The sequence below is a fragment of the Sporosarcina sp. ACRSM genome, assembly GCF_022346545.1.
Classification (GTDB): Bacteria; Bacillota; Bacilli; order Bacillales_A; family Planococcaceae; genus Sporosarcina.
In genome coordinates, this window is record NZ_JAKRNU010000001.1 from 744057 (window position 1) to 770124 (window position 26068).

General features: G+C 46.0%; 27 protein-coding genes. 12 read left to right on the forward strand and 15 right to left on the reverse strand.

The annotated features are described in order from the left end of the window. Positions 1-33: 33 nt before the first annotated feature. Positions 34-879 carry a DegV family protein gene (locus MHZ95_RS03560; RefSeq protein ID WP_239389112.1) on the reverse strand — a complete coding sequence of 282 codons (846 nt, stop codon included), beginning with the start codon at positions 877-879 and terminating at the stop codon, positions 34-36. An 84-nt stretch (positions 880-963) separates the two neighbouring features. Then, entirely contained in the window at positions 964-2190 is a 1227-nt protein-coding gene (locus tag MHZ95_RS03565; RefSeq protein WP_239389199.1) for an EAL and HDOD domain-containing protein, read from the reverse strand. A gap of 156 nt (positions 2191-2346) precedes the next feature. Between MHZ95_RS03565 and MHZ95_RS03570 the strand changes: the two genes are divergently transcribed. Then, positions 2347-3123, forward strand: a complete 777-nt coding sequence (locus MHZ95_RS03570; RefSeq protein ID WP_239389113.1) for an enoyl-CoA hydratase-related protein — start codon at positions 2347-2349, stop codon at positions 3121-3123. Positions 3124-3412: 289 nt separating this feature from the next. Here the strand turns inward: MHZ95_RS03570 and MHZ95_RS03575 are convergent, their stop codons facing one another. After that, a complete protein-coding gene (locus MHZ95_RS03575; RefSeq protein ID WP_239389114.1) occupies positions 3413-3811 on the reverse strand; it encodes a flagellar export chaperone FliS in 399 nt (132 codons plus the stop codon). Between the two features lie 113 nt (positions 3812-3924). On the opposite strand from MHZ95_RS03575, the gene MHZ95_RS03580 reads away from it, so the two are divergent. Then, positions 3925-4737 carry a flagellin gene (locus MHZ95_RS03580; protein WP_239389115.1) on the forward strand — a complete coding sequence of 271 codons (813 nt, stop codon included), beginning with the start codon at positions 3925-3927 and terminating at the stop codon, positions 4735-4737. Positions 4738-5156: 419 nt separating this feature from the next. Here the strand turns inward: MHZ95_RS03580 and MHZ95_RS03585 are convergent, their stop codons facing one another. The 3 genes from MHZ95_RS03585 to MHZ95_RS03595 all read right to left on the reverse strand — a co-directional run bounded on the left by MHZ95_RS03585 (position 5157) and on the right by MHZ95_RS03595 (position 9302). Next, positions 5157-5426 carry a late competence development ComFB family protein gene (locus MHZ95_RS03585; RefSeq protein WP_239389116.1) on the reverse strand — a complete coding sequence of 90 codons (270 nt, stop codon included), beginning with the start codon at positions 5424-5426 and terminating at the stop codon, positions 5157-5159. A gap of 141 nt (positions 5427-5567) precedes the next feature. Then, positions 5568-7010, reverse strand: coding sequence for an aspartate ammonia-lyase (gene aspA, locus MHZ95_RS03590; protein WP_239389117.1), 1443 nt, complete (start codon positions 7008-7010; stop codon positions 5568-5570). Positions 7011-7325: 315 nt separating this feature from the next. Further along, entirely contained in the window at positions 7326-9302 is a 1977-nt protein-coding gene (locus tag MHZ95_RS03595) for a S9 family peptidase (protein ID WP_239389118.1), read from the reverse strand. A gap of 126 nt (positions 9303-9428) precedes the next feature. Between MHZ95_RS03595 and mntA the strand changes: the two genes are divergently transcribed. The 3 genes from mntA (at position 9429) to MHZ95_RS03610 (ending at position 10696) form a co-directional block, all read left to right on the forward strand. Further along, positions 9429-9836, forward strand: a complete 408-nt coding sequence (gene mntA, locus MHZ95_RS03600) for a type VII toxin-antitoxin system MntA family adenylyltransferase antitoxin (protein ID WP_239389119.1) — start codon at positions 9429-9431, stop codon at positions 9834-9836. Next, positions 9826-10230, forward strand: a complete 405-nt coding sequence (hepT, locus tag MHZ95_RS03605) for a type VII toxin-antitoxin system HepT family RNase toxin (protein ID WP_239389120.1) — start codon at positions 9826-9828, stop codon at positions 10228-10230. The genes mntA and hepT overlap by 11 nt, the downstream gene beginning before the upstream one ends. A gap of 166 nt (positions 10231-10396) precedes the next feature. Further along, positions 10397-10696 (forward strand): hypothetical protein, encoded by a 300-nt coding sequence (locus tag MHZ95_RS03610; RefSeq protein ID WP_239389121.1) that lies wholly within the window; start codon positions 10397-10399, stop codon positions 10694-10696. A gap of 59 nt (positions 10697-10755) precedes the next feature. Here the strand turns inward: MHZ95_RS03610 and MHZ95_RS03615 are convergent, their stop codons facing one another. From MHZ95_RS03615 to lplA, 5 genes are all read right to left on the reverse strand, one after another. Further along, positions 10756-12690 (reverse strand): FtsX-like permease family protein, encoded by a 1935-nt coding sequence (locus MHZ95_RS03615; RefSeq protein WP_239389122.1) that lies wholly within the window; start codon positions 12688-12690, stop codon positions 10756-10758. Beyond that, positions 12662-13444 (reverse strand): ABC transporter ATP-binding protein, encoded by a 783-nt coding sequence (locus tag MHZ95_RS03620; RefSeq protein ID WP_239389123.1) that lies wholly within the window; start codon positions 13442-13444, stop codon positions 12662-12664. Before MHZ95_RS03620 ends, MHZ95_RS03615 begins: the two co-directional genes overlap by 29 nt. Then, positions 13395-14447 carry a sensor histidine kinase gene (locus MHZ95_RS03625; protein WP_239389124.1) on the reverse strand — a complete coding sequence of 351 codons (1053 nt, stop codon included), beginning with the start codon at positions 14445-14447 and terminating at the stop codon, positions 13395-13397. Before MHZ95_RS03625 ends, MHZ95_RS03620 begins: the two co-directional genes overlap by 50 nt. Then, entirely contained in the window at positions 14444-15148 is a 705-nt protein-coding gene (locus tag MHZ95_RS03630) for a response regulator transcription factor (protein ID WP_239389125.1), read from the reverse strand. The genes MHZ95_RS03625 and MHZ95_RS03630 overlap by 4 nt, the downstream gene beginning before the upstream one ends. Positions 15149-16311: 1163 nt before the next feature. Continuing rightward, a complete protein-coding gene (gene lplA / locus MHZ95_RS03635; protein ID WP_239389126.1) occupies positions 16312-17304 on the reverse strand; it encodes a lipoate--protein ligase in 993 nt (330 codons plus the stop codon). 313 nt (positions 17305-17617) lie between these two features. Here lplA and yhfH (MHZ95_RS03640) point away from each other — a divergent pair, with 313 nt between their 5' ends. The 5 genes from yhfH (MHZ95_RS03640) to yhfH (MHZ95_RS03660) all read left to right on the forward strand — a co-directional run bounded on the left by yhfH (MHZ95_RS03640) (position 17618) and on the right by yhfH (MHZ95_RS03660) (position 18565). Next, entirely contained in the window at positions 17618-17743 is a 126-nt protein-coding gene (gene yhfH / locus MHZ95_RS03640; RefSeq protein WP_239389127.1) for a protein YhfH, read from the forward strand. An 80-nt stretch (positions 17744-17823) separates the two neighbouring features. Beyond that, on the forward strand, positions 17824-17949 hold the full coding sequence (yhfH, locus tag MHZ95_RS03645; protein WP_239389128.1) for a protein YhfH: 126 nt from the start codon (positions 17824-17826) through the stop codon (positions 17947-17949). An 80-nt stretch (positions 17950-18029) separates the two neighbouring features. Further along, the gene (gene yhfH / locus MHZ95_RS03650) at positions 18030-18155 is read left to right on the forward strand and encodes a protein YhfH (protein ID WP_239389127.1); all 126 of its coding nucleotides are present in this window, start codon (positions 18030-18032) and stop codon (positions 18153-18155) included. 79 nt (positions 18156-18234) lie between these two features. Beyond that, complete coding sequence (gene yhfH / locus MHZ95_RS03655; protein ID WP_239389129.1) at positions 18235-18360, forward strand: protein YhfH; 126 nt, start codon at positions 18235-18237, stop codon at positions 18358-18360. A 79-nt stretch (positions 18361-18439) separates the two neighbouring features. Beyond that, positions 18440-18565, forward strand: a complete 126-nt coding sequence (gene yhfH, locus MHZ95_RS03660) for a protein YhfH (protein WP_239389130.1) — start codon at positions 18440-18442, stop codon at positions 18563-18565. Positions 18566-18642: 77 nt separating this feature from the next. Here the strand turns inward: yhfH (MHZ95_RS03660) and MHZ95_RS03665 are convergent, their stop codons facing one another. The 4 genes from MHZ95_RS03665 to hemE all read right to left on the reverse strand — a co-directional run bounded on the left by MHZ95_RS03665 (position 18643) and on the right by hemE (position 23171). Beyond that, positions 18643-19494: a glycerophosphodiester phosphodiesterase family protein gene (locus MHZ95_RS03665; RefSeq protein WP_239389131.1), complete on the reverse strand. Its 852-nt coding sequence runs from the start codon at positions 19492-19494 to the stop codon at positions 18643-18645. A 214-nt stretch (positions 19495-19708) separates the two neighbouring features. Continuing rightward, entirely contained in the window at positions 19709-21136 is a 1428-nt protein-coding gene (hemY, locus tag MHZ95_RS03670; protein ID WP_239389200.1) for a protoporphyrinogen oxidase, read from the reverse strand. 27 nt (positions 21137-21163) lie between these two features. After that, positions 21164-22096, reverse strand: coding sequence for a ferrochelatase (hemH, locus tag MHZ95_RS03675; RefSeq protein ID WP_239389132.1), 933 nt, complete (start codon positions 22094-22096; stop codon positions 21164-21166). Between the two features lie 34 nt (positions 22097-22130). After that, positions 22131-23171, reverse strand: a complete 1041-nt coding sequence (gene hemE, locus MHZ95_RS03680) for a uroporphyrinogen decarboxylase (RefSeq protein ID WP_239389133.1) — start codon at positions 23169-23171, stop codon at positions 22131-22133. A 537-nt stretch (positions 23172-23708) separates the two neighbouring features. Here hemE and MHZ95_RS03685 point away from each other — a divergent pair. Further along, entirely contained in the window at positions 23709-24224 is a 516-nt protein-coding gene (locus MHZ95_RS03685) for an antibiotic biosynthesis monooxygenase family protein (protein WP_239389134.1), read from the forward strand. A 450-nt stretch (positions 24225-24674) separates the two neighbouring features. Beyond that, on the forward strand, positions 24675-25856 hold the full coding sequence (locus MHZ95_RS03690; RefSeq protein ID WP_239389135.1) for a M20 metallopeptidase family protein: 1182 nt from the start codon (positions 24675-24677) through the stop codon (positions 25854-25856). Positions 25857-26068: the final 212 nt, after the last annotated feature.

Below are 26068 nucleotides of genomic sequence, written 5' to 3' on the forward strand. Positions count from 1 at the left end.
TTCTTCTATCATTTATTTGTGGCGGTCGGCGCTTTACACTTTTCTTTTCACCCAACCCAATCCCATGGCTCCCTCGCCTAAATGGGTTCCAATGACGGGACCGAAGTGGCTGATGGTGAAGTGGACGTCCGGCATTTGTTCGGATAATTCGGCACGCCATGCTTCAGCTTCTTCCAGTCGGTTGGCGTGAATGATGGACGCTTCGAGCTTCATCGTAGCCGCGTCTTCAGCAAGCATGTCCGCAATGCGTTTCATCGCTTTTTTTCTTGTTCGGATTTTTTCGTATGGGACGATCACTTTATCTTGGAAATGCAGAAGCGGTTTCACTTGCAATAAGCCGCCAATGAACGCTTGTGCTCCCGACAGTCTGCCGCCCCGCTGTAAATGGGCCAAGTCGTCCACCATGAAATAGGCGCGCATCGTCTGTTTCATTTCTGCAAGTTCGGCTAGGATTTGTTCAGGTGCGGCGCCTTGTTGGGCCATTTCCGCGGCACGGATGGCGTAGAATCCTTGCAAATAGCAGGACAGTTCCGAATCGAATGCGTAAACTTCGATGCCTTCGACCATGCCGCCTGCTTGTACCGCTCCGGCGTATGTGCCGCTAATACCGCTGGAAAGATGGATGGAAATGACTGCATCATACTGTTCTTTGAACGTCTCAAATAATTCGACAAATTTCCCGACAGGCGGCTGTGATGTTTTCGGCAGTGGACCGTTCCCGCGCACTTTATCGTAAAATTCGGTTGCTTGTAAGTCGATTTCCTCTTCGTATGCGACACCGTCCAATGTGACGGTTAATGGAATCATATGAATGTCCAATCGTTCTCGTAATTCGATCGGTAAATAAGCTGTACTATCTGTTACAATTGCTGTTTTCAATTATTCTCAACTCCCGCTCTCTATTCTACCCAAAACGCGTCAGAATGGAAATGCGGAACGAGATTGAATTAGCAATCTATATTCTTATTCAAGTCGTTGCGTCCAGCAATGCGCTTGGAGGGCACACTGGCTCAATTCGTTTATCGTGATATCAAGGGTTTGTGAATAAAATGAGATCCGTTCCCAATCGAATCGCTCGACCGCTTCCGCCAATTGTAAATAGGGGGTGATTTCCGTCCATTCCCCTTTCAATGTTTGTTGGACTTTATCAGAGAGGGATATCAGCGCCCAAATCTCTTCCCAACTCCGCCGCATTAAGACGTTCATGAGCGAAAACATGCCGGCGAGGAAATATTCTTCCGGATTTTTCTTGCCATCCCGTTTTGCAAGGAGCTCGCAAAGTTTCGCACGGGTCAGTGAATAATCAATTAGGACTTGAATATGCCTCGCTTTCGACCTTTCCCCAATTTCCTGTAATGCCAAGACTTGCATCCATTTTCTCGCTTCGCGTAAACCGATTAGGACGAGTGCTTGTTTAATGGAATGGATCTGTTTCGGGACTTCGAATGCAAGTGTATTGATATAGCGTAGCAATTTATAGGATAGCGAGATGTCGCGCATGACCAGCTCTGTGATTTCTTCAACACTCGGTGTCTCCTCATTTAACTTCTGGATGATATGGAATTTCAAACCGACATCTTGGGGAATTTCGACCCCTTGGATAATTTCAGGCTTGGCGAAATAATAGCCTTGGAACAGTTTGTATCCGGCTTTTTTGGCGGCGTTGAACTGCTCTTTCGTTTCGATTTTTTCCGCTAGTAATTGGATGTTTGGATATTTCCCTATGTATGTTTCGAGGATGTTTCGTTCCGCTGCCGTTGTGTTCAAAAAGTCAATTTTAAGGAAATCAACAAGCTTGAATAGCTCTTCGTAGACGACATGTTGCTCTTGTAACATAAAGTCGTCCAAAGCCAGTTTGAAACCGTCCGCTTTTAATGCACGCATTTTCGTCAATAGGGAGGGCGTGATTTCAACATCCTCCAAAATTTCAATGACGACTCTATCAGAATCCAAACTTGAAAACAGATCCTGGGCGAGCAAGGTTCCTGTGAAATTGATAAAAGACAGACTTTTGCCCGCGACTTGATCGACACCAATTGTTAAAAATGTATTGACGAGTAACTCGATTGTCGCTTTGTCCGCATCCACGTCCGGAAAAAAGTTATCTGGGCTGTTTCTATATAGTAGTTCGTATGCATAGATGTCGCCATTTTGTGTCAAAATCGGCTGTCTGCCTACGAAAATATCCATGCTTCGCACTTTCTCACCTCTTAGTACAGTAGTATAGCAAAAAAGAACTAGGATACAAGACGTTATTGGAATCTTAAAACTTTTTACATTAGCATCCTTGTCCGATACATGATATGTTTTAATTGTGGGAAATGGAAGAAACAAGGGGGATTTACAATGGAAAATTTGCGTTATGAACAAAGAGAACATGTGGCATTTGTGACGCTCGACCGTCCGGAAGCGATGAATGCCTTCAATTATGATTTGCTTGTCGAACTGGCACAGATTACGGAGTCGATTCGTATCAATCCGGATATCCGTGTCGTCATCTTTACAGGGGCTGGCGAGCGCGCTTTCAGTGTGGGGGCTGATTTGAAAGAGCGCAAGACGTTGACCGATTTGCAGGTGAAACGCAATATTTATAAAATCGGCGAAGTGTTTTCAGCCGTCGAACAGTTGCCACAACCGACAATTGCGATGATGAACGGCTTCGCTTTCGGTGGAGGCATGGAGCTGGCGCTTGCTTGTGATTTCCGGATTGCCGCCGATACAGCTTTGATGGGCTTGACGGAAACAGGGCTCGGAATCATACCAGGGGCCGGTGGAACACAGCGCTTGCCGAGATTGATCGGCGAAGCAAAAGCATTGGAACTCATTTTGACCGCGCGCAGACTGACCGCGGCGGAAGCACTCAACTACGGCGTCGTGACCAAGATTGCATCCCCGGATGACTTGGCAAAAGAAACGGCCGCGTTTGCGGAGTCCATTCTGGCAAACGGTCCAATCGCTTTGCAACAAGCCAAATTCGCCATCAAACAAGGCATGAATGTGGACTTGCAGACAGGACTTGCCATTGAACGAAAAGCATATGAAATCACCATCCCGACCGAAGACCGCGTCGAAGCGCTGAACGCCTTTGCCGAAAAGCGGAAACCGGTGTTTCAAGGGAAATGATAAAGTGAAACTTCAATCAGTGGGGGGTTCCCATCCCCCACTGATTGTTAGTTGAACCAATCGGGCTTTTACGGGCAGTTGATCTCCCACCTACCCTTATCGTTTTACTTAAGTCTTGAGGTGGGAGTCTTACTGCCCGTTAAAGCGGGATAGATGGGAGAAGGCTGGATGGCCTTCTTCTTTTTTTGTGGTGTTGGTTATGTATTTAAGTCGGTACGTTGTGTTCTCGTACGGATGCGTTGCGTTGCTTCGTTTCATTAAAACGCTACATAGTTAATCTAGATACAACTTAAACCCAGCTGCTTTGAAAATTTTGTTGGCGGCTTTTTTGCTTGGCGATTTCCCAGGCATTTTTCATTTCCTCTAGGTGTCCAATTACCTCTTGTAGCGGTTCGGCCTTTTTCTGTAGGCGAGCTCCGACAAGGCACTGATTTAAGTAAATATAGAAAGTGATGAGCCGCTCCCCTTCTGCTGTCCGTCCATTCACCGTGGCTATTAATTCGAAGAGGAGCTGTTGGGCTTTTGCTGAAGATTCGTACAGGACATCGCGATCATCGGAGGGGATTGCCGTTCGGCAAAATCTGACATGATGCTGGCATTCATCGATCAGTCGAAGGACATATTCGATGCTGGATAGAGTTGTATAATCGTTTTCTTTGTAGCGTCTCGCCACTCGATGAATATCCACTTTTTTCACTCCATCCTCTTTTTCTTTATTATCGGCTCAATTTGTTCAATTGTAAGTAGAAAGACCGATATAGAAAGTGTAAAAAGAATTTCCTTTAGGTTAGGGGTGAAAACATGCGCATCCACAGTCAGGAACAAATCGCAATTTCGACGAATCGTGCCAATCGGAATGCCAATCAAATTGAAAAAAGCATCCAGAAGCTCGCTTCCGGGTTAAAGATTGCGAAAGGTAGCGACAATGCGGCAGGACTTGCCATTTCTGAGACGATGCGGGCGCAAGTGAGGGGCCTTTCCCAAGCGCAGCGCAATATGCAGGACGGCCTTTCGGTGTTGGAAGCGTCCAATGAAGGCTTGAACAATGTCAACGGATTGTTGCAACGCGCACGGGAACTGGCAGTACTGAGCGCCAACGGGACCTTGACGGATCAGGACCGACTTGCGAGTGAAAAAGAGCTCACCCAATTGATGGGAGCCATCGACGATACAGCGGAAAGGCTGGAATTCAACACGATGAAAATCCTTGGGGATGATGCGCCGCTCATCTTGCAAGTCGGCGCAAACCCGACACAGCAAATCACTGTCGACCTTGTTGACGTAGGGACAGCCGCACTAGGTATTCAAGATGCTTCCTTATTGAGCCAAGGTGATGCCGAGTCGCTGATTTCGCGAATGGATGATGCGATTCAAATCGTGAGCAGCCATTTGACGAGAATCGGTTCCGATATGGAAGCGATCGAGCATCATCTGCAAAATGCAATGTTGTTTGAAACGAATTTGACCAAATCGCTCTCCATGCTGGAAGATACGGACATCGCCAAAGAAATGATGACCTTCATCAACCACGACATCCGGCAAAAAGGCGATCATTTGCTTGTCCAACATGTAAATCGTAATTTAAATGAGACTTTAGGGATTTTTAATCGATGAGCTTGTTGAAATTCAATTGCGGAAAAGAGTGTATGAGTAGAGGAAGGCGTTGCTGCCTTCCTCTTTTTGGGGTTGGATAGAGGGAGTTATGATCGGTTGGGGGGAGTTTATGAGCGCTTGATTTAAAGTTTGAGCTCGCGAAGCGATGGAATGAGCTCCTAATTTTGGGATTGAGCGCGTGTGATGAAGTATGACCACTTGAAAGTTGGTTTGAGCGCGAGGAACGAAGTATGAGCACTTGTGAAAAGGTTTGAGCGTGGGAGGCGATGTATGATCACTTAAGAGAATAGTTTGAGCGCGGAGGATGATGTATGAGCACTTGAGACAAAGTTTGAGCGCGCGATTTGGAAGGTTTGCACTTGCTATTTCAAATGAAAGAGGCTACCTCCAAAAGATAGCCCCGTTCCTATGACACTTATTTATTTGCAGCGCGGATTGTCGGACACAAGGCTCGCTGCTTTTGTCACGGTCATCAATACATTGGTCACGCCTTGCCGATCCGCTGTATGCGGGGCTCGTACATAAGGAATATGCGAGTCTTTTGTAATGTAACGGGGTGGCAACTGGTTCAATGCGATAGCTTTAATATCGTCTAGACACCGTTCACATTCGCAAGATAAGTTGAATTGTTGTTTGTAATTGACAAGTACTTCTTGCACGATTTCTTCCATTACATTATGTACAGCCATAAGGTTCCCCTCCAAAGCATTGTTGGTCATGTAATCTTTTCCATTTATTTAAGTATACCATTCTTTCAACTTGTTAAATCTTTTTGGTATTGATTCAAACAAAAAGAGAGCAGCTGAACGAGTCAGCTGCTCCCCCTATTTTCACGCTTGCACAAGTCCTTTTTTCTCCAATAATTCTTTACCGGAGATGCCTGGGTTTGTCATTTCAACTGGATGTAAAATGATGTCCAGTTCTTCTGCTGTTAACAGGCCGTTTTCAATACAGAGTTCACGGATTGGTCGACCGGTTTCCATCGCCAGCCCTGCAATGCGACTCGCCGCCTCGTAGCCGACATGCGGATTGATAGCTGTGATAATGCCGATGCTTTTCTGTACGTATGCTTCCATCTGCTCGACATTCGCTTGAATGCCGTCTAAACAATAGTTACGGAAAGCTGTGAAGACATTGGTCATGATGTCGATGGATTGGAGCAAGTTGAAAACAAGCACCGGCTCCATGACATTCAATTCAAACTGACCCGCTTCGGATGCCAAACAAATCGTTTGGTCATTCCCCATCACTTGGAACGCAACTTGGTTCATCACTTCCGCCATGACCGGGTTGACTTTTCCTGGCATGATGGACGAACCCGGTTGACGTGCCGGCAATGAAATTTCGGTTAGTCCCGCTCTCGGACCCGAAGCCATTAAACGTAAATCGTTAGCGATTTTTGACATATTGACCATGCAACCGCGCAATGCAGCAGAAACTTGGACATATGCATCCGTATTTTGCGTGGCATCTACAAGGTGATCCGCTGATTCCAACGCCATCCCGCTATTCGTCGTTAAGCATTCCACTACTTTTTCAATATAGAGTGGATCTGCATTTAGCCCTGTCCCAACAGCAGTCGCGCCCATATTCACTTCATAGAGGTGCTGTCTCGAGCCGCTAATGCGCTCAATATCACGTTGGAATACTCTTGCATATGCTTCGAATTCTTGTCCTAAACGGATAGGAACTGCATCTTGTAAATGCGTCCGACCCATTTTCAAATAAGGCTGGAATTCTTCCGCTTTTTTCAAAAATGTTCCATGAAGCTCGTCCATGACTGTAAGAAGCTGTTGCACTTTTGCCAACACGGCAATATGGATCGCTGTCGGGAACGCATCGTTCGTGGACTGTGCCATGTTGACATGCGTGTTCGGACTGATTGTCGCGTAATCCCCTTTTGAATGGCCCAACAATTCAAGTGCCCGGTTGGCGATGACTTCGTTTGCGTTCATGTTCATGGATGTTCCTGCGCCGCCCTGAATCGGATCGACGATAAATTGATCGTGGAATTGTCCCGCAATGATTTCATCGGCAGCTTGGATGATCGCACGCGCAATCGATTTATCCAATTGTCCGACCGCTTCGTTTGCTTGTGCGGCGGATTTTTTGACAATCGCAATCGCTTTGATCAACTGCTTATCGACTTGATACCCCGTAATCGGGAAGTTCTCGACCGCACGCAATGTCTGAATGCCATAGTACGCATCGATCGGTACATATTTTTCACCGATAAAATCTTTTTCGACCCGATATTCCATTACCTCTTCCATTTGTGTCACTCCCAAAAACTTATGTTAGTTCAATCGTAGATGACTTGTCGGCAATAATGAATATGGAAAAGAAACCATTTGTGTCTGTTTTGTGACATTCCGTAAAGTAAGCGCATTCATTGGAGTTTGGAATATGCAGTCAGGGAAATAAAAGGGTTAGGTGGATGGAAGTGTGACTTTTAAGTAACTTAATAATATCCCAAAATAAAGTTGGCAATGCTCTAGTAAAACTTCACAACGCTTCCCACTTAATAAGAAAGGGCTATCCAGAAAGTCTTTTCTCATTGACTTTCCGGATAGCCCTGTTATTTCATCTTACAAATATTTCGCAAACCAATCGATGATTTCGTTCAACCGAGCGATGCGCAAGTTAGGGATGCCGGTGCGTGATAGATTGTGGTCGGCCTTTGGGAAGCGGACGAATTCCGTTTCTTTCCCCATTCTTTTCAATGTGATGTACAATTGTTCTGCCTGTTCGATCGGGCAGCGGAGATCATTTTCCGAATGTAAGATAAGCAGCGGTGTTTCCACGTTTTCCGCATATTTTAAAGGTGAATGATCCCAAAGCTTGTCGACGTCGTTCATATCTGCTTGGATTTGCCACTCACTGAAATAATAACCAATATCAGAGACGCCGTAAAAGCTAACCCAGTTTGAAATCGAGCGCAGTGTGACCGCCACTTTAAAGCGATTCGTATGGCTGACGATCCAATTCGTCATAAAGCCGCCGTAACTGCCGCCCGTTACGCCGAGGCGACCCGTGTCGATCCAATCGTTTTCCTCGATGACCGCGTCGAGCCCTGCCATAATATCTTCATAATCACCGACGCCATACTCGCCGCGAACCGCATTGGCAAATGACTGGCTATAGCCGTGACTGCCGCGCGGATTGACGTAGAGCACGCCGTAGCCTTGTGCCGCCAGCAATTGCATTTCATGGAAAAAGGAGTTGCCATACATCGTATGCGGTCCGCCATGGATTTCGACGATGAGCGGATATTTTTTCCCTTCTTCATAGCCCGCCGGTTTCATGAGCCAGCCATGCACATCCAACTCTGACGTGCTTGTATAGGTTATTGCTTGCGGTTCAACAAGTTCCACTTCCTCCAAATAACTTTGGTTGAATGAAGTGAGGGCAATCCGTTCGCCCGTTGTGATCGTCTGCTTGTACAATTCGCCTGGATTGGTTGCATCCGTGACCGCAACAAGCGCAAATTCGCCATCCGCCGAAATGGCATAGTCATAAATATGTTCGTTTTCCGGAGAAGCCGGATAGAGCTCCCCTTCCAGCGTTGCAAAATAGAGGCGCACATCCCCCATCGTCGACAATTGGAAATAAAGTTGGTTATGTTTTGTCCAACTGACTGCCGGTGCATTCACCCCTTGCTGATGATCTGCCACGACATAGTCCCCAACCGGCGCATCAAGACTTTCCGTCAAATTCATGCGCATGCCGTCTTCGATATCGTAGACATATACATACGAATGTGTCGCATTGTAAAATGTTTGGTCTTTCCCGACGAAGGCAATGTATCGATCGTCCGGTGAAAACCGCGCACCGCCATAAAAGCCTTCCTCATCGATGAGCACGGTCTCTTCTTTCGTCTCCACGTCGACCAACAATAACGGTTGGCGGAATTCCAAATCCTGATTTTTGTTCCGATTAACGCCGATGACAAGTTTCTTCCCATCGTGTGAGACAGCGTGTAGCGTGTGTTGATGATTGCCTTCGGTGAACTGGGTCACTTCGCCTGTTGCAAGTTCGACCGCCCCGATTTGCTGGAATGTATCTTGTGGCAATAGTCCCGCTCCGTCCATCTTGTACTTCATCTTTGTGACGCGGTACGGTTCCGGTTTTTGCTTCTCCTCTTTTTCTTCTTTATCTGTCCATGTCTTGCCTTCTTTGACAGCAGCATTGACCCAGATTTTCTGGCCACACGGGGACCAAAGGAAGCTCGACACCCCTTTATCGAACGACGTCAGTTTTTTCGCTTCGCCGCCCTTTGTCGACATGGTGTACACTTGATTGTTTTCTTCACGGTTTGACAAAAACGCGATAAACTTGCCGTCCGCAGACCATTGCGGCGATGAGACATGATTGTTTCCATATGTCCATTGTGTCACTTCATTCGCTGTCAAATCGACGTGATAGACATTCGACACATATTTATTGTCCTTTTCGTCCATATGTGTTTTCACAAACACGGCTTCCTTGCCGTCCGGCGACAATCGCGGATTCGTCACAGAGTGTAATTTGAATAGATCCTCCACTTGCAGTTTACGTTTACCCAACGGTAATTCCCCCTTACTAATACTTCATCTACTTATTTCGCCATTCGGAACAACTTCCCTTTAATCGTGGGAATAAAAAGCCCGTTTTTGGTATACTGAAAGGACCATATACAGGGAGTGATCTGGATGCATGATAAAACCTTCCAGCAGGTCCGTACGTTTCTTAGTGAAAAATTAGATCCCGCTTTCCTCATTGTTTTCGGTTCATATGCAAAAGGGACGACGCATAGCGAAAGCGATTTGGACGTCGCTTTCTACTGCGAGAATCAATCCTTTTCTTCCTATGAACTGTTTATGATTGCACAACAATTAGCAGACCTGATCGGACTCGAAGTCGATCTTGTCGACTTGAAAGAAGCCTCCACAGTTTTTGCCGCGCAAATCTTTTCAACAGGTGAAGTCATTTATTCCCAAAACGAAAACTTGCGGATGGAACTGCATATGCGTACGTACAGCATGTACGCACGACTGAACGAAGAACGGCAGCCGATACTCGATAAAATCATTGAAACGGGGTCAGTCTATGGTGAGTGATGTGATTCTGAATAAAATTAGCGTGATTGAAAGATGTTTAGAACGGATCAAAGAAGTCTATCATGACAATCCTGATAACTTATCCGATTTTACCAAACAGGACTCAATCGTACTGAATATCCAACGTGCATGTGAAGCGTGCATTGACTTGGCCATGCACGTTTCGGCAATCAAACAATTTGGGATCCCTCAAAAAAGCAGGGAAGCATTCGATCTATTACTTACCAACAACGTGATTACTGAAGATATTGCCGCTAACATGAAAGCGATGGTCGGGTTCCGCAATATCGCCGTCCATGATTATCAAACGATCAACATTACGATTTTACAAAAGATTATTGAAGAGCACTTGAATGACTTTATCTCTTTCACAAAACAAATTCTTGCTTATTAACCATTACTGAAAATAATATATTTTTCCTACATACGCTTTTGTCTCCTGTCTTTCTAGTACAACCACGTACGTTAAAGAGAGGGAAAGTGTTTTGTGGTAAATCTCGAAAGCTCCCACTTCCTTTCTCTACTTATTCGGAAAGGAGGTTTGGACATGTCACTTTTTTTTGACAATGATTTTCAACGTTCCGGCAACAATCGTTGCGGTTGTGGACAACAACGGCCAAGCAACAGAGGTTGCGGTTGCGGACAGCAGCGGCCGAGCAATAGAGGTTGTGGCTGCGGACAACAACGGCCGAGCAATGACAGAAGATGTTGCAACTCCAACACACAACCGACTTTTACATTCAGGCATCGACTGGCTGATTGCAATGAGCGGTCAAACTTCGATCGGGATCGCTGCAACCCTTGCCGTGAACAGCGAAATCGCAGACGTTGCTGTTGGTGGTAATACGCCAAGTCACTAAATGACAAGATCCCCCTTGCCAGCTAGCAAGGGGGATTGTTCATTCGCGGACGCCGAATCTCAACCAGTTGCTTTAATATGCGCAAGATAACGCCAGCGAATGAGATAAAAATAACAAATTTGCATGACCGTAAAGCCGGCGAGGACGAGTGTCAGTTCTTTCACAATCGAAATTTCCGCAAGCGCATCCCAGATGACTTGCAACGTAAGAAATGCAAACGAACTATGGACCAATGCGACGCCCCACGGGAAGAAAAATTGCGGGATCAATTGCCGATTGACGATTTTTTTGAATTCGCGATCTGTCAGACCCATGCGACGCAATACGTCGAACTGTTTCCGATCACGTTCCAGCGATGTATACAACCTGAAATAGATGAAACTTCCAGCTGCCAGGAAAAAGACCGCCGCAAGCAGTAAGCCGATGAACAATAACAAGGAAAATGTCGTTCGGATGACCGAATAGTTCAAGCCCGGATTTTCAAATGTATAGGGCAAGGGCTCCGCATCACTTGTCAAAAACGTTTCCGTCACGGTGGCATCAATGGAACGTCCAATTTCTTTTGTCGACTGCCATTCAGGTACGTTGAACGCATAATACGTAAAGGATGGTAGATTTTTGGTATAAACACTTTCCAGCACTTTATCATAATCATTATTGTTTAAAATGATGGCGTTCGTCCCGATGGAATAGGATGTAAATAAATGATAAGGATATGCCCCTGTTATCCGGATATGGACATCACTTTCCACGAGCTGTGTCCGGACGGTCTGATCTTTCAGCTGATCATAGGATGAAGCGGAAGGCGGCAGAAAGATCGCTTCCCCCGGATCCAGTTCTAGCTCGGGATAGCCGAACGAATGGGCGAGCATATCAACATTGGACTGTTTCAAGATGGCAACACGATTCTGCGTAAAAGAGGAAGTCTGTTGCAATACATGGAACCGTATTAAAGAAAAATCGATTTTTTGCACATTCAGCTCCTCGACGAGCTGTCCGATATGTTGCCGCTCCAACTCATTTTCCGGTTCACTTTTATAGACAAGTCCGAGTGGATGCATTTCCCGGTATTGGGAAGCGAAAGAAGTCAAGGATGCAAGAATGCCGACCGACATGAACGCAATCGTCGACACGAGTGTTACGATGAAAAACATGCGGGCATTTTCACGCAACCGGACAACGCCTTCCGAAATGGAGAGCAACCAAAAATGATGCCAATATAATCGTTTTCGATTGCGGATCGTTTGCAGCAACATCGGCAAGGAATCATTAAAAAAGTAAAAGGTTCCAATTGTCGCCAGCGGGGGCAATAAAAAGAGGAGTCTAATGATAACAACATTGCCCGACGCGGCTGCCATCGCATAAGCCAAACCGAGAAAGAGCAATCCGAGATAGCCCCGGCTCTTCGAATAGCCATGCGCCTCGTGATTTCCCGCTTCTCCTTGAATCAATTCTGCCACTTCCCCTGTACGGATAAAAACAGGTGCGACATACGAAATGATGCCAAATAAGCTTAGGAAAGCACCGATTGTCAAAGCGAACGGTTCCCAGGACAAATAGAGCGGCAAGGCCGGCAACAGCACAATTTCCCGGACGATCATAAAGAAGAATTTTGAAAACATATAACCGAGAACCGTTCCCGCAGCGATGGACACCATACCGATAATCATCGTTTCCAGGAAGATGAGCCGGTTCAATTGCCTTTTTTCCATCCCTAAATGAAGCAGAATGCCAAATTCTTTCGAGCGCGCTTGCAGAAAAGCCCGCAGTGAATAGAACAGGAAAAACACAGTGAAAATGTACAAAATGAGTTCCGCCCCGCCCATTCCCATGATGGCGACTTCCTGTAAAAAACGGCCTTCAATGGATGGATGGAACAATAGCATGGAATAGAGAAAAAACACCATGACGGAGAAAATACTCGCCATGAAAAATGCGGCGTAACTCCGGCTGTTGCGCATGACATTACGGTAGGCGAACTGTCGAAAGGTCATTGACATTGCCCCCAAGAAGCGAGAGTACGTTCAAAATGCGTTGGAAAAACGTCTGACGCCGCTCATCTTTATATATTTCGTTGAAAAACTCGCCGTCTTTGATGAACATTACCCGATCGCAATAACTGGCAGCAATCGGATCATGCGTCACCATAATGACGGTCGTTTTCTCGATTTGATTGATTTGGCTGAGCAATTCAAGCACATCTCTGGCTGATTTCGAATCGAGATTCCCGGTCGGCTCATCCGCCAAAATAATTTTCGGTTTATGGATCAAGGCACGGCCGATTGCCGTCCGTTGCGCTTGTCCGCCCGACAACTCATCCGGCCTGCGATTCAAAATATCTTGTAAATCAAGCCGTTCTGTCAATTCCGCCACACGTTTTTCCATTTCCTTCACGGGCAATCCGTCAAGCGTAAGCGGCAAGACAAGATTCTCTTCCACGGTCAGCATTTGCAGCAAATTGATATCTTGAAAGACGAAGCCGAGATTCCGCCGTCTGAAAAGGGCCAAGTCATTTTGTTTCAGCGCTTCCGGTTCAATGCCGTCGATCATCAAGCGGCCGTATGTCGGCACCGCAATCGTCGAAATCAAATTCAACAAGGTCGTCTTGCCACTTCCTGAAGGACCCATGACCGCGACAAATTCCCCTTCCTCCACTTCAAAATCGAGGCGGTTCAATGCCCTGTGCATCACTTTCCCTTCATAGATCTTCGTCACTTCCGTCAGTTCGACGATCGTCTTCCGTGTCATCCCGCTCACCCGCCTCTCCATTTTCAAATAATACGGTCACTGTCGTACCAGCCCCCAATTCCGAGTCGATTGCGAGTCGATGGCCAAGCCGCTGACATACTTCCGATGCAATATACAACCCCATCCCGGTCGATTCACCTGTCAACCGTCCGTTTTCACCCGTAAAGAACGGTTTCGTAATGCGCTTCAAATCCGATGACGGAATGCCGACGCCTTCATCACGGACGGTAAGTTGAAGACCTTCAGCTGTACGCGCAGCGTCAATATGCACTTTCTTTCCTCGTTCAAATGTATACTTCACCGCATTGGTGATAAATTGCCCGATGACGAATTTCATCCACTTCATATCGGTGGCCACAGTATAGTTGTCGTCGATTGAAATGACGGGAAACACCCCATTGGTGATGAAAAGCCGCTTATGTTCATTGACAATTTCTTGCACCAACATTTTCAAGCCGACTCTTTCAATCTGCATATCCTGTTCAAATGTCTCAAGGCGCGCATTGACAAGTACAGTATCGAGGCCCCGACGGATTTTCTCGATTTCTTCCGTGAGACTGTCCCGATCCAACTCCCCTTTTTCCTGCAGGAGCAGACCGATGACTGAAATCGGCGTTTTCATCTGGTGCACCCATTGATTCATGAATTGCAGCTGACGATGTTGGGAAGCATACAAGGTTTGCACTTCATTTTGATAGATTTTGTACAATTCCCTTGTGAACGCCATCATCTGTCGGTGCTCGGGCGATTGCCCATGCCGGATCAGCGCATCCTCCATCTTTTCCGGTTTTTGCGTAATGGTCGCATAAATGGAACGCCGCATGATAAATTTGCCGACGAGATAACCCGCCGTCAACAGCATGCTCATACTGATCGAGTATACCGCCGTATTGAAATTCCGAAACCCGTCCAACCAATAAAGGAACATGATAAACAACACAAGAAACAATTGGAACACCATGAACGACATATGTTCCTGGATAAACATCGTAAACTTTTTCATGATTCCTCCGGTGCGATCATGAACCGGTAACCCGCACCACGCACCGTTTCAATGGAGGACTGGATACCGTAATCCGCCAACTTTTTCCGCACGCGCGTCATATTGACATTCAACGTATTTTCATCCACAAAAGACTGATCGTCCCATAACTCCTCCAACAACTTTTCCCGCGACACGATCTTCGGCGACGCCTCCAGCAACAATTCCAAAATGACGCTCTCCTTTTTCTGCAACGGCACAACATTATCCCGGACATGCAACTCCATCCGTTCAATGAATAAATTCAACGCGCCCACCTTCACCGTCCGCTCCGCCTGATTCGGCGCATACTCTCCGAACGTCCTGCGCAAATGGCTCCGTATTTTGGCAAGGACGATTTCATAATGAAAAGGTTTCGTAATAAAATCATCCCCACCGTTTTCCAGCGCAAACACCTGATCCATATCCCCCGATCGCGCTGAAATGAAAATAATCGGACACGTCGTATGCTGCCGCAACTCACGACACCAATAATACCCATCATAAGAAGGCAAATTAATATCCAACAAAATCATATGTGGATCAAATGCCATACACTCTTCCGTCACTTGTTCAAAGTCCTCTACAATTGCAACATCATATTGATATTTCCGTAATGTATCTGCCAATAGCTGGGCGATTTTCTTATCGTCCTCCACTATGAATATGCGATGCTTGTCCATCGTTCAATCCCCTTTCACACTTCCTCTCATTATAACCTAAAAAGCGGAAATAAGTTGGGGGTTGATTGCTTGGGGAGTTGGGTTTGGAGTGGAGTTTGAGCGCGTGATATGGGGATTGATCGCTTGGGCAGGGTTATGAGCGCTTGATTCATAGGTTGATCGCCCGCGCGGGGTTATGAGCGCGTGATTCATGGGTTGATCACTTGCGCGGAGGTATGAGCACTTGATTCGATGTTTGATCACTCACACGAGAGTTTGAGCGCTTGATTCGAAGATTGATCGCCCGCGCGGGGTTATGAGCGCTTGATTCGATGTTTGATCACTCACGCGAGAGTATAGGCGCTTGATTCGAAGATTGATCGCCCGTGCGGGGTTATGAGCGCTTGATTCATGGGTTGATCACTTGCGCGGAGGTATGAGCGCTTGATTCATGGGTTGATCGCCCACGCGAGAGTTTGAGCGCTTGATTCGAGGATTGATCGCCCGCGCGGGGTTATGAGCGCTTGATTCATGGGTTGATCGCCCACGCGAGAGTTTGAGCGCTTGATTCGAAGATTGATCGCCCGCGCGGGGTTATGAGCGCTTGATTCATGGGTTGATCACTTGCGCGGAGGTATGAGCGCTTGATTCATGGGTTGATCACTCACGCGAGAGTTTGAGCGCTTGATTCGAAGATTGATCGCCCGCGCGGGGTTATGAGCGCTTAATTCAAGGCTTGATCGCCCACGCGAGAGTTTGAGCGCTTGATTCGAGGATTGATCGCCTGCGCGGGGTTATGAGCGCTTGATTCATGGGTTGATCACTTGCGCGGAGGTATGAGCACTTGATTCGATGTTTGATCACTCACGCGAGAGTTTGAGCGCTTGATTCGAAGATTGATCGCCCGCGCGGGGTTATGAGCGCTTGATTCATGGGTTGATCACTTGCGCGGAGGTATGAGCGCTTGATTCATGGGTTGATCGCCCGCGTGGATTTATGAGCGCTTGATTCGAAGATTGATCGCCTGCGCGAGGTTATGAGCGCTTGATTCAAAGGTTGATCGCTCGCGCGGAGGTATGAGCGCGTGCTACGATGTTTGATCACTTTCATAGCAGCTAGCTCGCGTAAAAACAAACTCCACCAATCCAAAAAGCCTGACGCATTGTCAGGCTCCTTAATTTCTATCAATAAATCAATTGCAAAAATTCTTCTTTTGTGATGCCGCCCAAGTATGTGGTGATTTCGATTGGAGCGAGTGCTTCGCCAATCGATTGTCGATCATATTGAACACCTTTGAGCTTTTCCTCAATCTCGGCCACATCGCCTACTCCGAAAAAGTCGCCGAAGATGTTGACGTCTTCGATGATGCCTTTGTTTACTTGCAAGCGGACATCGATGCCGCCAACCGGGAAACGATGCGAATGCTGCATGTTGAATTTCGGCGATTTCCCATAATTCCAATCCCAGTTTGCGTAGCGCTCAGCGGATAATTCACGGATCTTTGTCCAATCGTCTTCCGTCAGCTCCATATATTGAATCTTCTCTTCTCCACCGAAAATCGATTTCAAAACTTCCATTCGGAACTGTTCAATCGTCATCGGCTCTTCGAGAAATTCAGAAATATTGGCGACCCGGCTGCGGATCGATTTGATACCTTTCGATTCAATTTTATCTTTTCGAACTTTTAACGCTTTCACAACGCGTTCGATTTCCGTATCGAACATCAGCGTTCCATGACTGAACATGCGGCCGTTTGTCGAGAATTGTGCATTCCCCGAAATCTTGCGCCCTTCGACCAAGATATCATTCCGGCCAAGCAATTCCGCTTTCACGCCCATTTCGGCCAATGCTTGTACAACGGGTTCTGTGAACTTTTTAAAGTTGCGGAATGACTCCCCGTCATCTTTCGTGATAAAACTGAAATTCAAATTGCCCAAATCGTGATAGACTGCTCCTCCACCCGATAATCTGCGAACAACATGAATGCCATTCGTATCCACATAATCTGTGTCAATTTCCTCCACCGTGTTTTGGTTTCTCCCGATGATGATCGACGGTTCGTTGATGTAGAACAGCAAATAGGAATCTTTGTCTATATCCATCGTTTTTAACGCATACTCTTCGATTGCGAGATTGATGCGAGGATCTGTAATACCTTTATTGTCAATGAAATACAATATAATCGCTCCTTAACTTAAATTGGGCTTCAGTCCTATTTTATCTGAAAAGTAAAGAAAAGTGTTGACATTCGATCAACTGTTATAATACACTACTAATATCGATTTAAGTTATAGTACAAATAAGGAGTGAGGGACATCTTCCTGGAAAACAACTTGGACTTCTTAATCACTCTTCCAACCCAATTTTGTATCATTTGTGGAAAAGAAATTGGCGAACCGACTACATGCCACGGACATATATGTGAAGCTTGTAACATCCTTCAATTTTTTAAACTGCATACGAATACGCTAGCAAAAGGAGAGATCTTGAATGCTTGAAAACATCATCGAGTTTTTTAAAAATCTACCGGCTAAAGTTTGTACGTCTTGCGGCAAGGAAATCGAAGAGCAACACGAGTGCTATGGCAATCAATGCGATTCCTGTAATATGCTTTAATATTTTTTTGTAATAGCTGTACTACTACATCAATAGATTATTAACATAGTCATAATACAAAAGAGAAAGTAGGGATTGGAATGCTTGAAAACATCATCGAGTTTTTTAAAAGTCTACCAGCTAAAGTTTGTACGTCTTGTGGAAAAGAAATCGAAGAGCAACACGAGTGCTATGGCAATCAATGCGATTCCTGTAACATACTTTAATATTTTTTTGTAATATCTGTACTACTACATCAATAGATTATTAACATAGTCATAATACAACAGAGAGAGTAGGGATTGGAATGCTTGAAAACATTATCGAGTTTTTTAAAAATCTACCAGCTAAAGTTTGTACGTCTTGTGGTAAAGAAATCGAAGAGCAACACGAATGCTATGGCAATCAATGCGATTCCTGTAATATGCTTTAATATTTTTTGTAATACCTGTACTACTACATCAATAGATTATTAACATAGTCATAATACAACAGAGAAAGTAGGGATTGGAATGCTTGAAAACATCATCGAGTTTTTTAAAAATCTGCCGGCTAAAGTTTGTACGTCTTGTGGCAAGGAAATCGAAGAACAGCACGAGTGCTATGGCAACAAATGTGACACTTGTAACAACCTTTAATTTTTTCACACTTTCTGTACTAATACAACGCACACGATAATGCGAGTACTAATACACTATAAAAAAGGAGGGAATTGCAATGCTTGAAAACATCATCGAGTTTTTTAAGAACCTACCACCTAAAATCTGCACGTCATGCGGCAAGGAAATCGAAGAACAGCATGAATGCTACGGGAATAAATGTGACTCCTGTAATATTTTATAATCTGGCACACCCATTTGAACGCAACCCCGAATGTCGGACTCCTCGTAGAGAGCCGGGATTCGGGGTTGCGTTCACTTTTATTTTTCCAGAATATCGGGACGGTCTGTATGAATGCCGTTTGCATCGAGGTCCTTCATGCGGAGTGCTGTTTCTTGATCATTCACCGTGTATGCATATACAACGAGCCCTTGTTGCTGCATATAGCTGATAAATGGCTCTGTTAAAGCTTCATAACTGACGCCGATTCCTGCCGCGTAAGTTTGTAACTTCTCTATTTCCTCTGTGGTTAACTGGGCTTCTTCTCCTTCTTCAAAAGAGATCAGTCTTAAAAGCGGGATTTTCGGATTCAACGCATGTATCTTTTCAAGCCCTTCTTCGCTAAACGATTGAATCACGGCTTTCGGATGTCCATCTTCATCCGATCCAATCATGTCATTTGCTTCCAATAGATCCATTAACTTTTCTTCAATCCCTGGATAGTCTTCCGGATTCTTTAGTTCGATGATGAAATTCATCCGATCTTCGAATTGGTCGAACACTTCACGCAGTGCCGGCACTGCATACATTTCCGCCTGTCCCTTTGCTGCCATCCCTTCGTCGTCCTGATAGCGAGATTTTTTTGATAGTTTCTTTAGTTCCTCTAAAGTGAATTCGCTAATTTTACCACTGGCATTCATCGTGCTCTCGACATCTTGGTCATGCATGACGACCATTTCTCCGTCTTTCGTCAGATGAATATCCAATTCAATATAATCGGCATCCAGATCTTCCGCCAACTCATACGAAGCCAATGTATTTTCCGGTACATATGCAGACGCACCGCGATGTGCAATGACGAGAAATTCGTCTTCCGGCATCGGTCCAATATCCTTACCACAACCTGTCAGCCATAAAGTGGCACACAACAGCACAAATAGAAGTTTTTTCATCTCATATCCTCTTTTCGCAATTTCTCTTTTTAAGTCTTATACCCCCATTCGCCTCATTCCCGTCATTCTTCTACGAGAATAGGCTTTTCGAACTAGAACAAAAACGCAATTTGTCCGGATGCAACAATTAGAGCTTCTTCATTGATCAGAGCTCCTCCTGTTCATGGCAATAAAAAAAGCCCCATTCACAATGGAATAAAGGCTCTGGTTCATGTCATTCAAATAGATCTTCTAATACTTCACGGACTGCAACTCTTCCTTGATCGATGCAATCGGGTAAACCGACGCCGTTGTAGGAAGCGCCAGCTAGTTTGACTTGCGGGAAACGCGCTTTCAGCTCTTCGCGGGCTTCTGCAATCCGTTGTTTGTGACCGACTCGGTATTGCGGACGGTCTTCTTTCCAGCGGGTGATAATGGTAAAATCAGGTTTTCCTTTGATCGTCATGATTTTGTTAAGGTCGGCGAGGACAATTTTTTCGATTTCCGCATCGGATAGGTCGACGATGGCTTCGTCGCCTACTCGGCCGACGAATGCCCGCAAGAGAATTTTACCTTCCGGCGTTGTTGTCGGCCATTTCCGATGCGTCCATGTGCAGGCTGTAATGGAATAATCGCTGCTTCTGGAAACGAGGAAGCCTGTTCCTTCCCTATCCTGTACGACCGCTGCTTCTGGAAACGCTAGCGCAACTGTCGCCACAGATGTAGTCGGAATCGCACGCAAATCTTGCAACAATCCATAAGGCGCAAATAAGCGGCCCGCCATTTCATGGCCTGTTGTCAAGATGACCGCATCCGCTTCCAGTTGCTGTCCGCCATTCAATTCAAGGACAGTCTTTCCACCTGGAGTTGCAGGCTCTTTGATCGCTTCGATCCGGACGCCTTTCATGACCGATCCCGGTTCCAGTTTTTGTTCCACCGCTTCGACAAGTGTTTCAAGGCCGTTCCGGAATGTATGGAAGACCCCTTCCTTTTTCGAGCTATGACTGTTCTTTTGTGGCAATTTTTTCGGAGTCGACTTTTTCATGCCGAGTATGAGGCTTCGATGCTTCTTTTCCACTTCGTAAAACTGCGGAAATGTCGATTCCAAGCTCATATGGTCGATGTCGCCTGCGTAGACGCCGGATAACAGCGGTTCAATCAGATTTTCAACGACTTCTCCACCGAAACGGCGACGGAAAAAACCGCCCAATGATTGATCCCCTTGAATGGCTGAGCGTGGCAGGACAAAATCGCCTGCCGCCCGTAATTTCCCTGCCAATGAAAATAAGCCTGTTTTCAAGAAAGGGCCGATTTCTGTCGGGACACCCATGATGGAGCCTCCCGGAATCGGATGGAGCTCGCCATTGACCAGCACATAGGCTTGCCCGGTCGCATTCCTTACGAGTTCTCCTGCAACCCCGACATCTTCCGCCAGAATGCCCATGCTTTTTTTCCGTATGAGAAATGAATCCGGACCACGCTCGATGACAAAACCGTCTCGCCGGACCGTCTGGATTTTTCCACCGAGCCGATTTGCCGCTTCGACAAGGGTGACATCGAGCGGAAGCCCTTTCTCACGCGCTTCTTTCTGCATGTAGAACGCCGCAGAGAGGCCGGTGATCCCTCCGCCGACGATGACGACTTTTTTGTTTCGTCTTTCCATGTCCATCATCACTTTCTTCTGTCATTTTTAGGCTTCCTTCATTTTATCGAATACTGCGTCCACCATGGCATCCACAAATAACGGATTGATATTCGGCATCTCCGGACGATAATAGGCAGCACCAATATCATCACAGACGACTTTGCATTCATAATCATTGTCGTACAGCACTTCAAGATGATCGGACACAAAGCCGACCGGTGTGTAGACGAATGCTTGATAGCCTTTTTCAGTGTGCAAGTTTCGTGTCAAGTCCTGTACATCCGGACCAAGCCATGGTTCAGGCGTCTGCCCTTCACTTTGCCAGCCGACTTCATAGTGTTTCACACCAGCTGCTTCTGCAATCAAATCTGCCGTCTCTTTCAGCTGATCTGCATACGGATCGCCGTTTGCCAAAATCTTTTCTGGCAAGGAGTGTGCCGATACGATGAGACATGCTGCTGCCCGTTCTTCGTCGCGCATGCTATCGAATGTGCTGCGCACTTTACCTGCCCAGTAATCGATAAATTTCGGTTGTTTGTACCAACTTTCGACCGATGTGATCGCAATACCATACTTATCCGCTTCCTCTTTTGCACGCCCGTTATAGGACTTGACGGAAAAAGTAGAGAAATGAGGTGCCAAAACAATCGACACCGCTTCTTCGATGCCATCCTGGTGCATTTTTTCCACTGCATCTTCGATGAATGGTGTAATATGTTTTAACCCGATATACACTTTGAATTCGATATCGTCTTGCACTTCATTCAGACGGTTGCAAAGCGCATTTGCTTGGTCTTCGGTAATGCGTGCAAGCGGTGAAATACCGCCGATCGCTTCGTAGCGGTTCCGCAAATCTTCCAATTGCTCTGGTGCCGGCGGACGCCCGTGTCGAATATGTGTATAGTACGGTTCGATATCCTCTTCTTTGTACGGCGTGCCATACGCCATTACTAGTAATCCCATTGTTTTTTTTGTCATTCTGTTCACCTCTTCGTTTGAATCAATCAATACATCATTTGCGCAATTGTGCACTATAAGTATGAATTAGTTCTGTTAACTTTTTCAGTGTGGCCGGTTTCACTTGCGGGAATACGCCGTGTCCAAGGTTGAAGATGTGGCTACCATGCTCGACGCCTTGCTCAATAATCACTTTTGCTCGTTCTTCGATGATATTCCAATCTGCAAGTAGCAAGGACGGATCAAGGTTTCCTTGCAACGGCTTCGTCAAACCGCGCTCTTCCGCTTCCTTGATGGACAAACGCCAGTCAAGACCGACAACGTCAACTGGCAGATCATGCCACTCATTCGCCAAATGGCTCGCACCGACACCAAATGTAATAAGTGGAACGTTCAATTTACGTAGTTCAGTGAAAATGCGTGTCATGACCGGTTTAATGAAGATCCGGTAATCGGAAACGTTCAAAGCCCCTACCCATGAATCAAAGATCTGGATCGCTTTCGCCCCCGCCTTCACTTGCGCAGTGATGTACGTAATCGTCATATCCGCCAGCTTGTCCATCAGCGCAAACCATGCTTCTGGTTCGGATACCATAAATGATTTCGTCAAGTTATAGCTTTTCGAAGGACCGCCTTCGATCATATAGCTTGCAAGCGTGAAAGGAGCCCCTGCAAAGCCGATAAGTGGAACGTTCAATTGCTCCTGTGTCAGCATTTTGATCGTTTCAAGAACGAACGGAATGTCGTCTTCAGGTGATAACTCGCCAAGATTATGGACATCTTGAACAGTACGGACTGGGTTGGAGATGACTGGACCGACGCCTGCTTTAATTTTCACGTCGATTCCTAATCCTGGAAGCGGAGTGACAATATCTTTGTAAAGGATGGCCGCGTCTACGTTATATTGGTCGACGGGAAGCTTTGTGACATATGCACATAGCTCGGGTTGGTGCGTAATTTCTTCCAGCGAGTACTTTTCTTTGATTTTCAAATACTCAGGTTGTGAACGCCCTGCCTGTCGCATGTACCAAACCGGTGTATGTTCAATTTTTTCACCTCTTGCCGCGCGCAGAAGTGTATCGTTGAATGTTGTCATATCGTCTATTCCCACTTTCATATATAATCGCTATTACGTGTTACATATCCGTACTCAATATAGACGTTTTGCCTTGTAATGTATAGCGTTTCGTCCTGTTTGTCATAAAATTGTGCTCCCTTTCTTCATGAGTTCGACACCAGTTTGTCATGGATTGTTTTAACTTTCTTCAGCAAAGGTTTCCTTCTTCATACGAGTGCTTGTTCGGGCAAAATATATGTTCATTTTAAGTGGTTGTCAAATCCCTGCTGAATAAAGTTAAACCCTCCGGAGGATGTCACAGATTTTGAAAGGAGTCAATATGAAGGCAGTCTAAGTTCGCGACGTCCTAAAAGGAAAGTGCCTTAATTTCTGCAAAGATCGCAGAAATACGGCAAATCGAACCCTTCGTTGTTCGATTCGCAACGACTGCATGACCTACCTCCTGTAGGCCTCAAGCTCAATTCAAAATCTGGACACAAATACGCCAAGGCGTATTTGTTTTAAGTTGTTGAATAAGGGAAAATAGGATGATAAGGATTGAAGGAGGTTTTGGTATTGAATATTTTTATGACGTCCGGTACACCTGAATTCATGGAAAAATTGAGAGCCAAACATGCACGGGAACAGATGATTATGTTACATGGGGAAAGCACGACCGTCCTCTTGCATGAAACGAATGGCAAAACGGTGTTCCAAACACCGCGCCGCTTTGAAGTGGTCGCTTCTTCCGGCGCCTTCGAAGAAAACGGCTATTTCGTCTTTCATCATATTCCTGTTGCGGATGAAGGGCGCCCCGTTTTCGAACATCGCGTTAAAGAGCGTGCGAATACGCTCGATGCCGAACCTGGGTTCATCGCTTTCCGTTTGTTGCGTCCACGCGATTCCGATACGTATATCTTCTTAACGGAATGGTCCGGCAACCAGTTTTACACCATGTGGAAAAACGCTTCATCTTTCGATCACTTTTTGACGGCCCCCACCCAAACAGGCGCCAACAGCACGCTCAACCTTTTCTCAGGCGCCCCATCCATAACGACTTATATTTCGAAGGAAAAGGATGACGAGGCGTGACTCTATCAGTCACGCTCAGCCTGTTGACAAACGCTCGCATCCGTTGTTGAGGCCTACAGGAAGTAGGTCATGCATCCGTTGCCAATCGAACAGCGGAGGGTTCGATTTGCCGTATTTCTGTGCTCTTTGCAGAAATTAAGGCACCTTCTTTCGGGACGCGGCGCCCTTAGGATGCCTTCCTTATTCGCTCGTCCGCTCATGAACTTTAGTTCTATTCGCGTCTTCGCTCGACTTCGCGCGGGCTCGCAGGAAGCGAGTCATGCAGGCGTTGCGACAGGACGTCGCGCTTTTAGCCTGCCTTCCACGTGACAAGCGTTTTCAATCAGGCTGAGGAAATTTCTAATTGATAGCATATACTCTTTATTGATTTTGCGGTGCTTTGCGACCTTTTCGGATATTTGTTATAATAGAAAAATTAACACCACTGTTATTTCGAGAGGGGAAGTACTAATGAAACAACAATTATTCGAGAAATTAGATAGTGCGTATGAAGATATGGTCGTCATTCGACGTCATCTCCATATGCATCCCGAATTATCCTTTAAAGAAGTGAAAACTGCACAATATATTCATGATTTTTACGCAGATCTTGGTATCGAAGTCCGTGCGGGTGTAGGCGGCAATGGAGTCGTCGCTCGTGTGAAAGGCGGCAGACCTGGTAAAACGGTTGCCCTGCGTGCTGATTTTGATGCGTTACCGATTCAAGACGAGAAAGAAGTCCCTTACAAATCAACCATTCCTGGGGTCATGCATGCTTGCGGTCACGATGGGCATACAGCGACCCTTCTTCAAGTTGCAAAAGCAATCCATGAATTGCGGGAAGACCTTGCCGGCGAATACGTATTTATTCACCAGCATGCGGAAGAATTTGCGCCAGGTGGGGCGATTTCAATGATTGAAGATGGTTGCCTCGATGGTGTCGATGCCATTTTCGGTACACATCTGTGGTCGATGACACCTGCTGGCACGATCGAATATTTGACAGGCCCTATTATGGCTGCCGCAGATCGTTTCTCTATCAAAGTACAAGGGGCTGGCGGTCACGGTGCATCTCCTCATGAGACGAAAGATGCGATTGTGATCGCTTCACAACTCGTCATGAATTTACAGCAACTCGTTTCACGTCGCGTCAACCCGATCGACTCAGCAGTACTATCTATCGGTTCGTTCGTTGCGGAAAATGCATTTAACATCATCGCGGACACTGCAACTTTAGGTGGTACTGTTCGAACATTCAATCCGGAAATTCGTGACCTGATGGAAGTAGAGATGAAGCGTGTAGTAGATGGTACTGCGCTCGCGCATAATTGTACGATCGAGTTCTCCTACCACCGTGGCTATCCGGCTGTTGTCAATCATGCCGCTGAAACGGAATTTTTGAAAACGGTGGCGGAAAGTGTACCGGAAGCGCAACGCGTCGTGGAATCCATTCCACAAATGGGCGGAGAAGATTTTGCCTACTATCTCGAAAAAGTGCCTGGCACATTTTTCTTTACAGGCGCAATGCCTGCCCAGCCTTACCCACATCATCATCCGAAATTTGACTTTGATGAAAAGGCCATGTTGCTTGCAGCTAAAACTTTAGGAGCTGCTGCTATCGATTATCAAGCAGACGAATCCCTATCCCTTTAATAATATCTTTTAAATTACCTAAAGCCTTCCCTCGTATTCGAGTGGAGGGCTTTTCTATTCACTCTTCCCCTTTCAACTCCCGGTTCAAACATCCCATATTCCTATTAAAAATGTTTCGAATATCAACTTTTGTAATAGTCTTAATTATCTACATAATCTGTTGCATTTTTCTTATTTTTTCCTATAATAGGACTTATAGTGGGTTCTACATT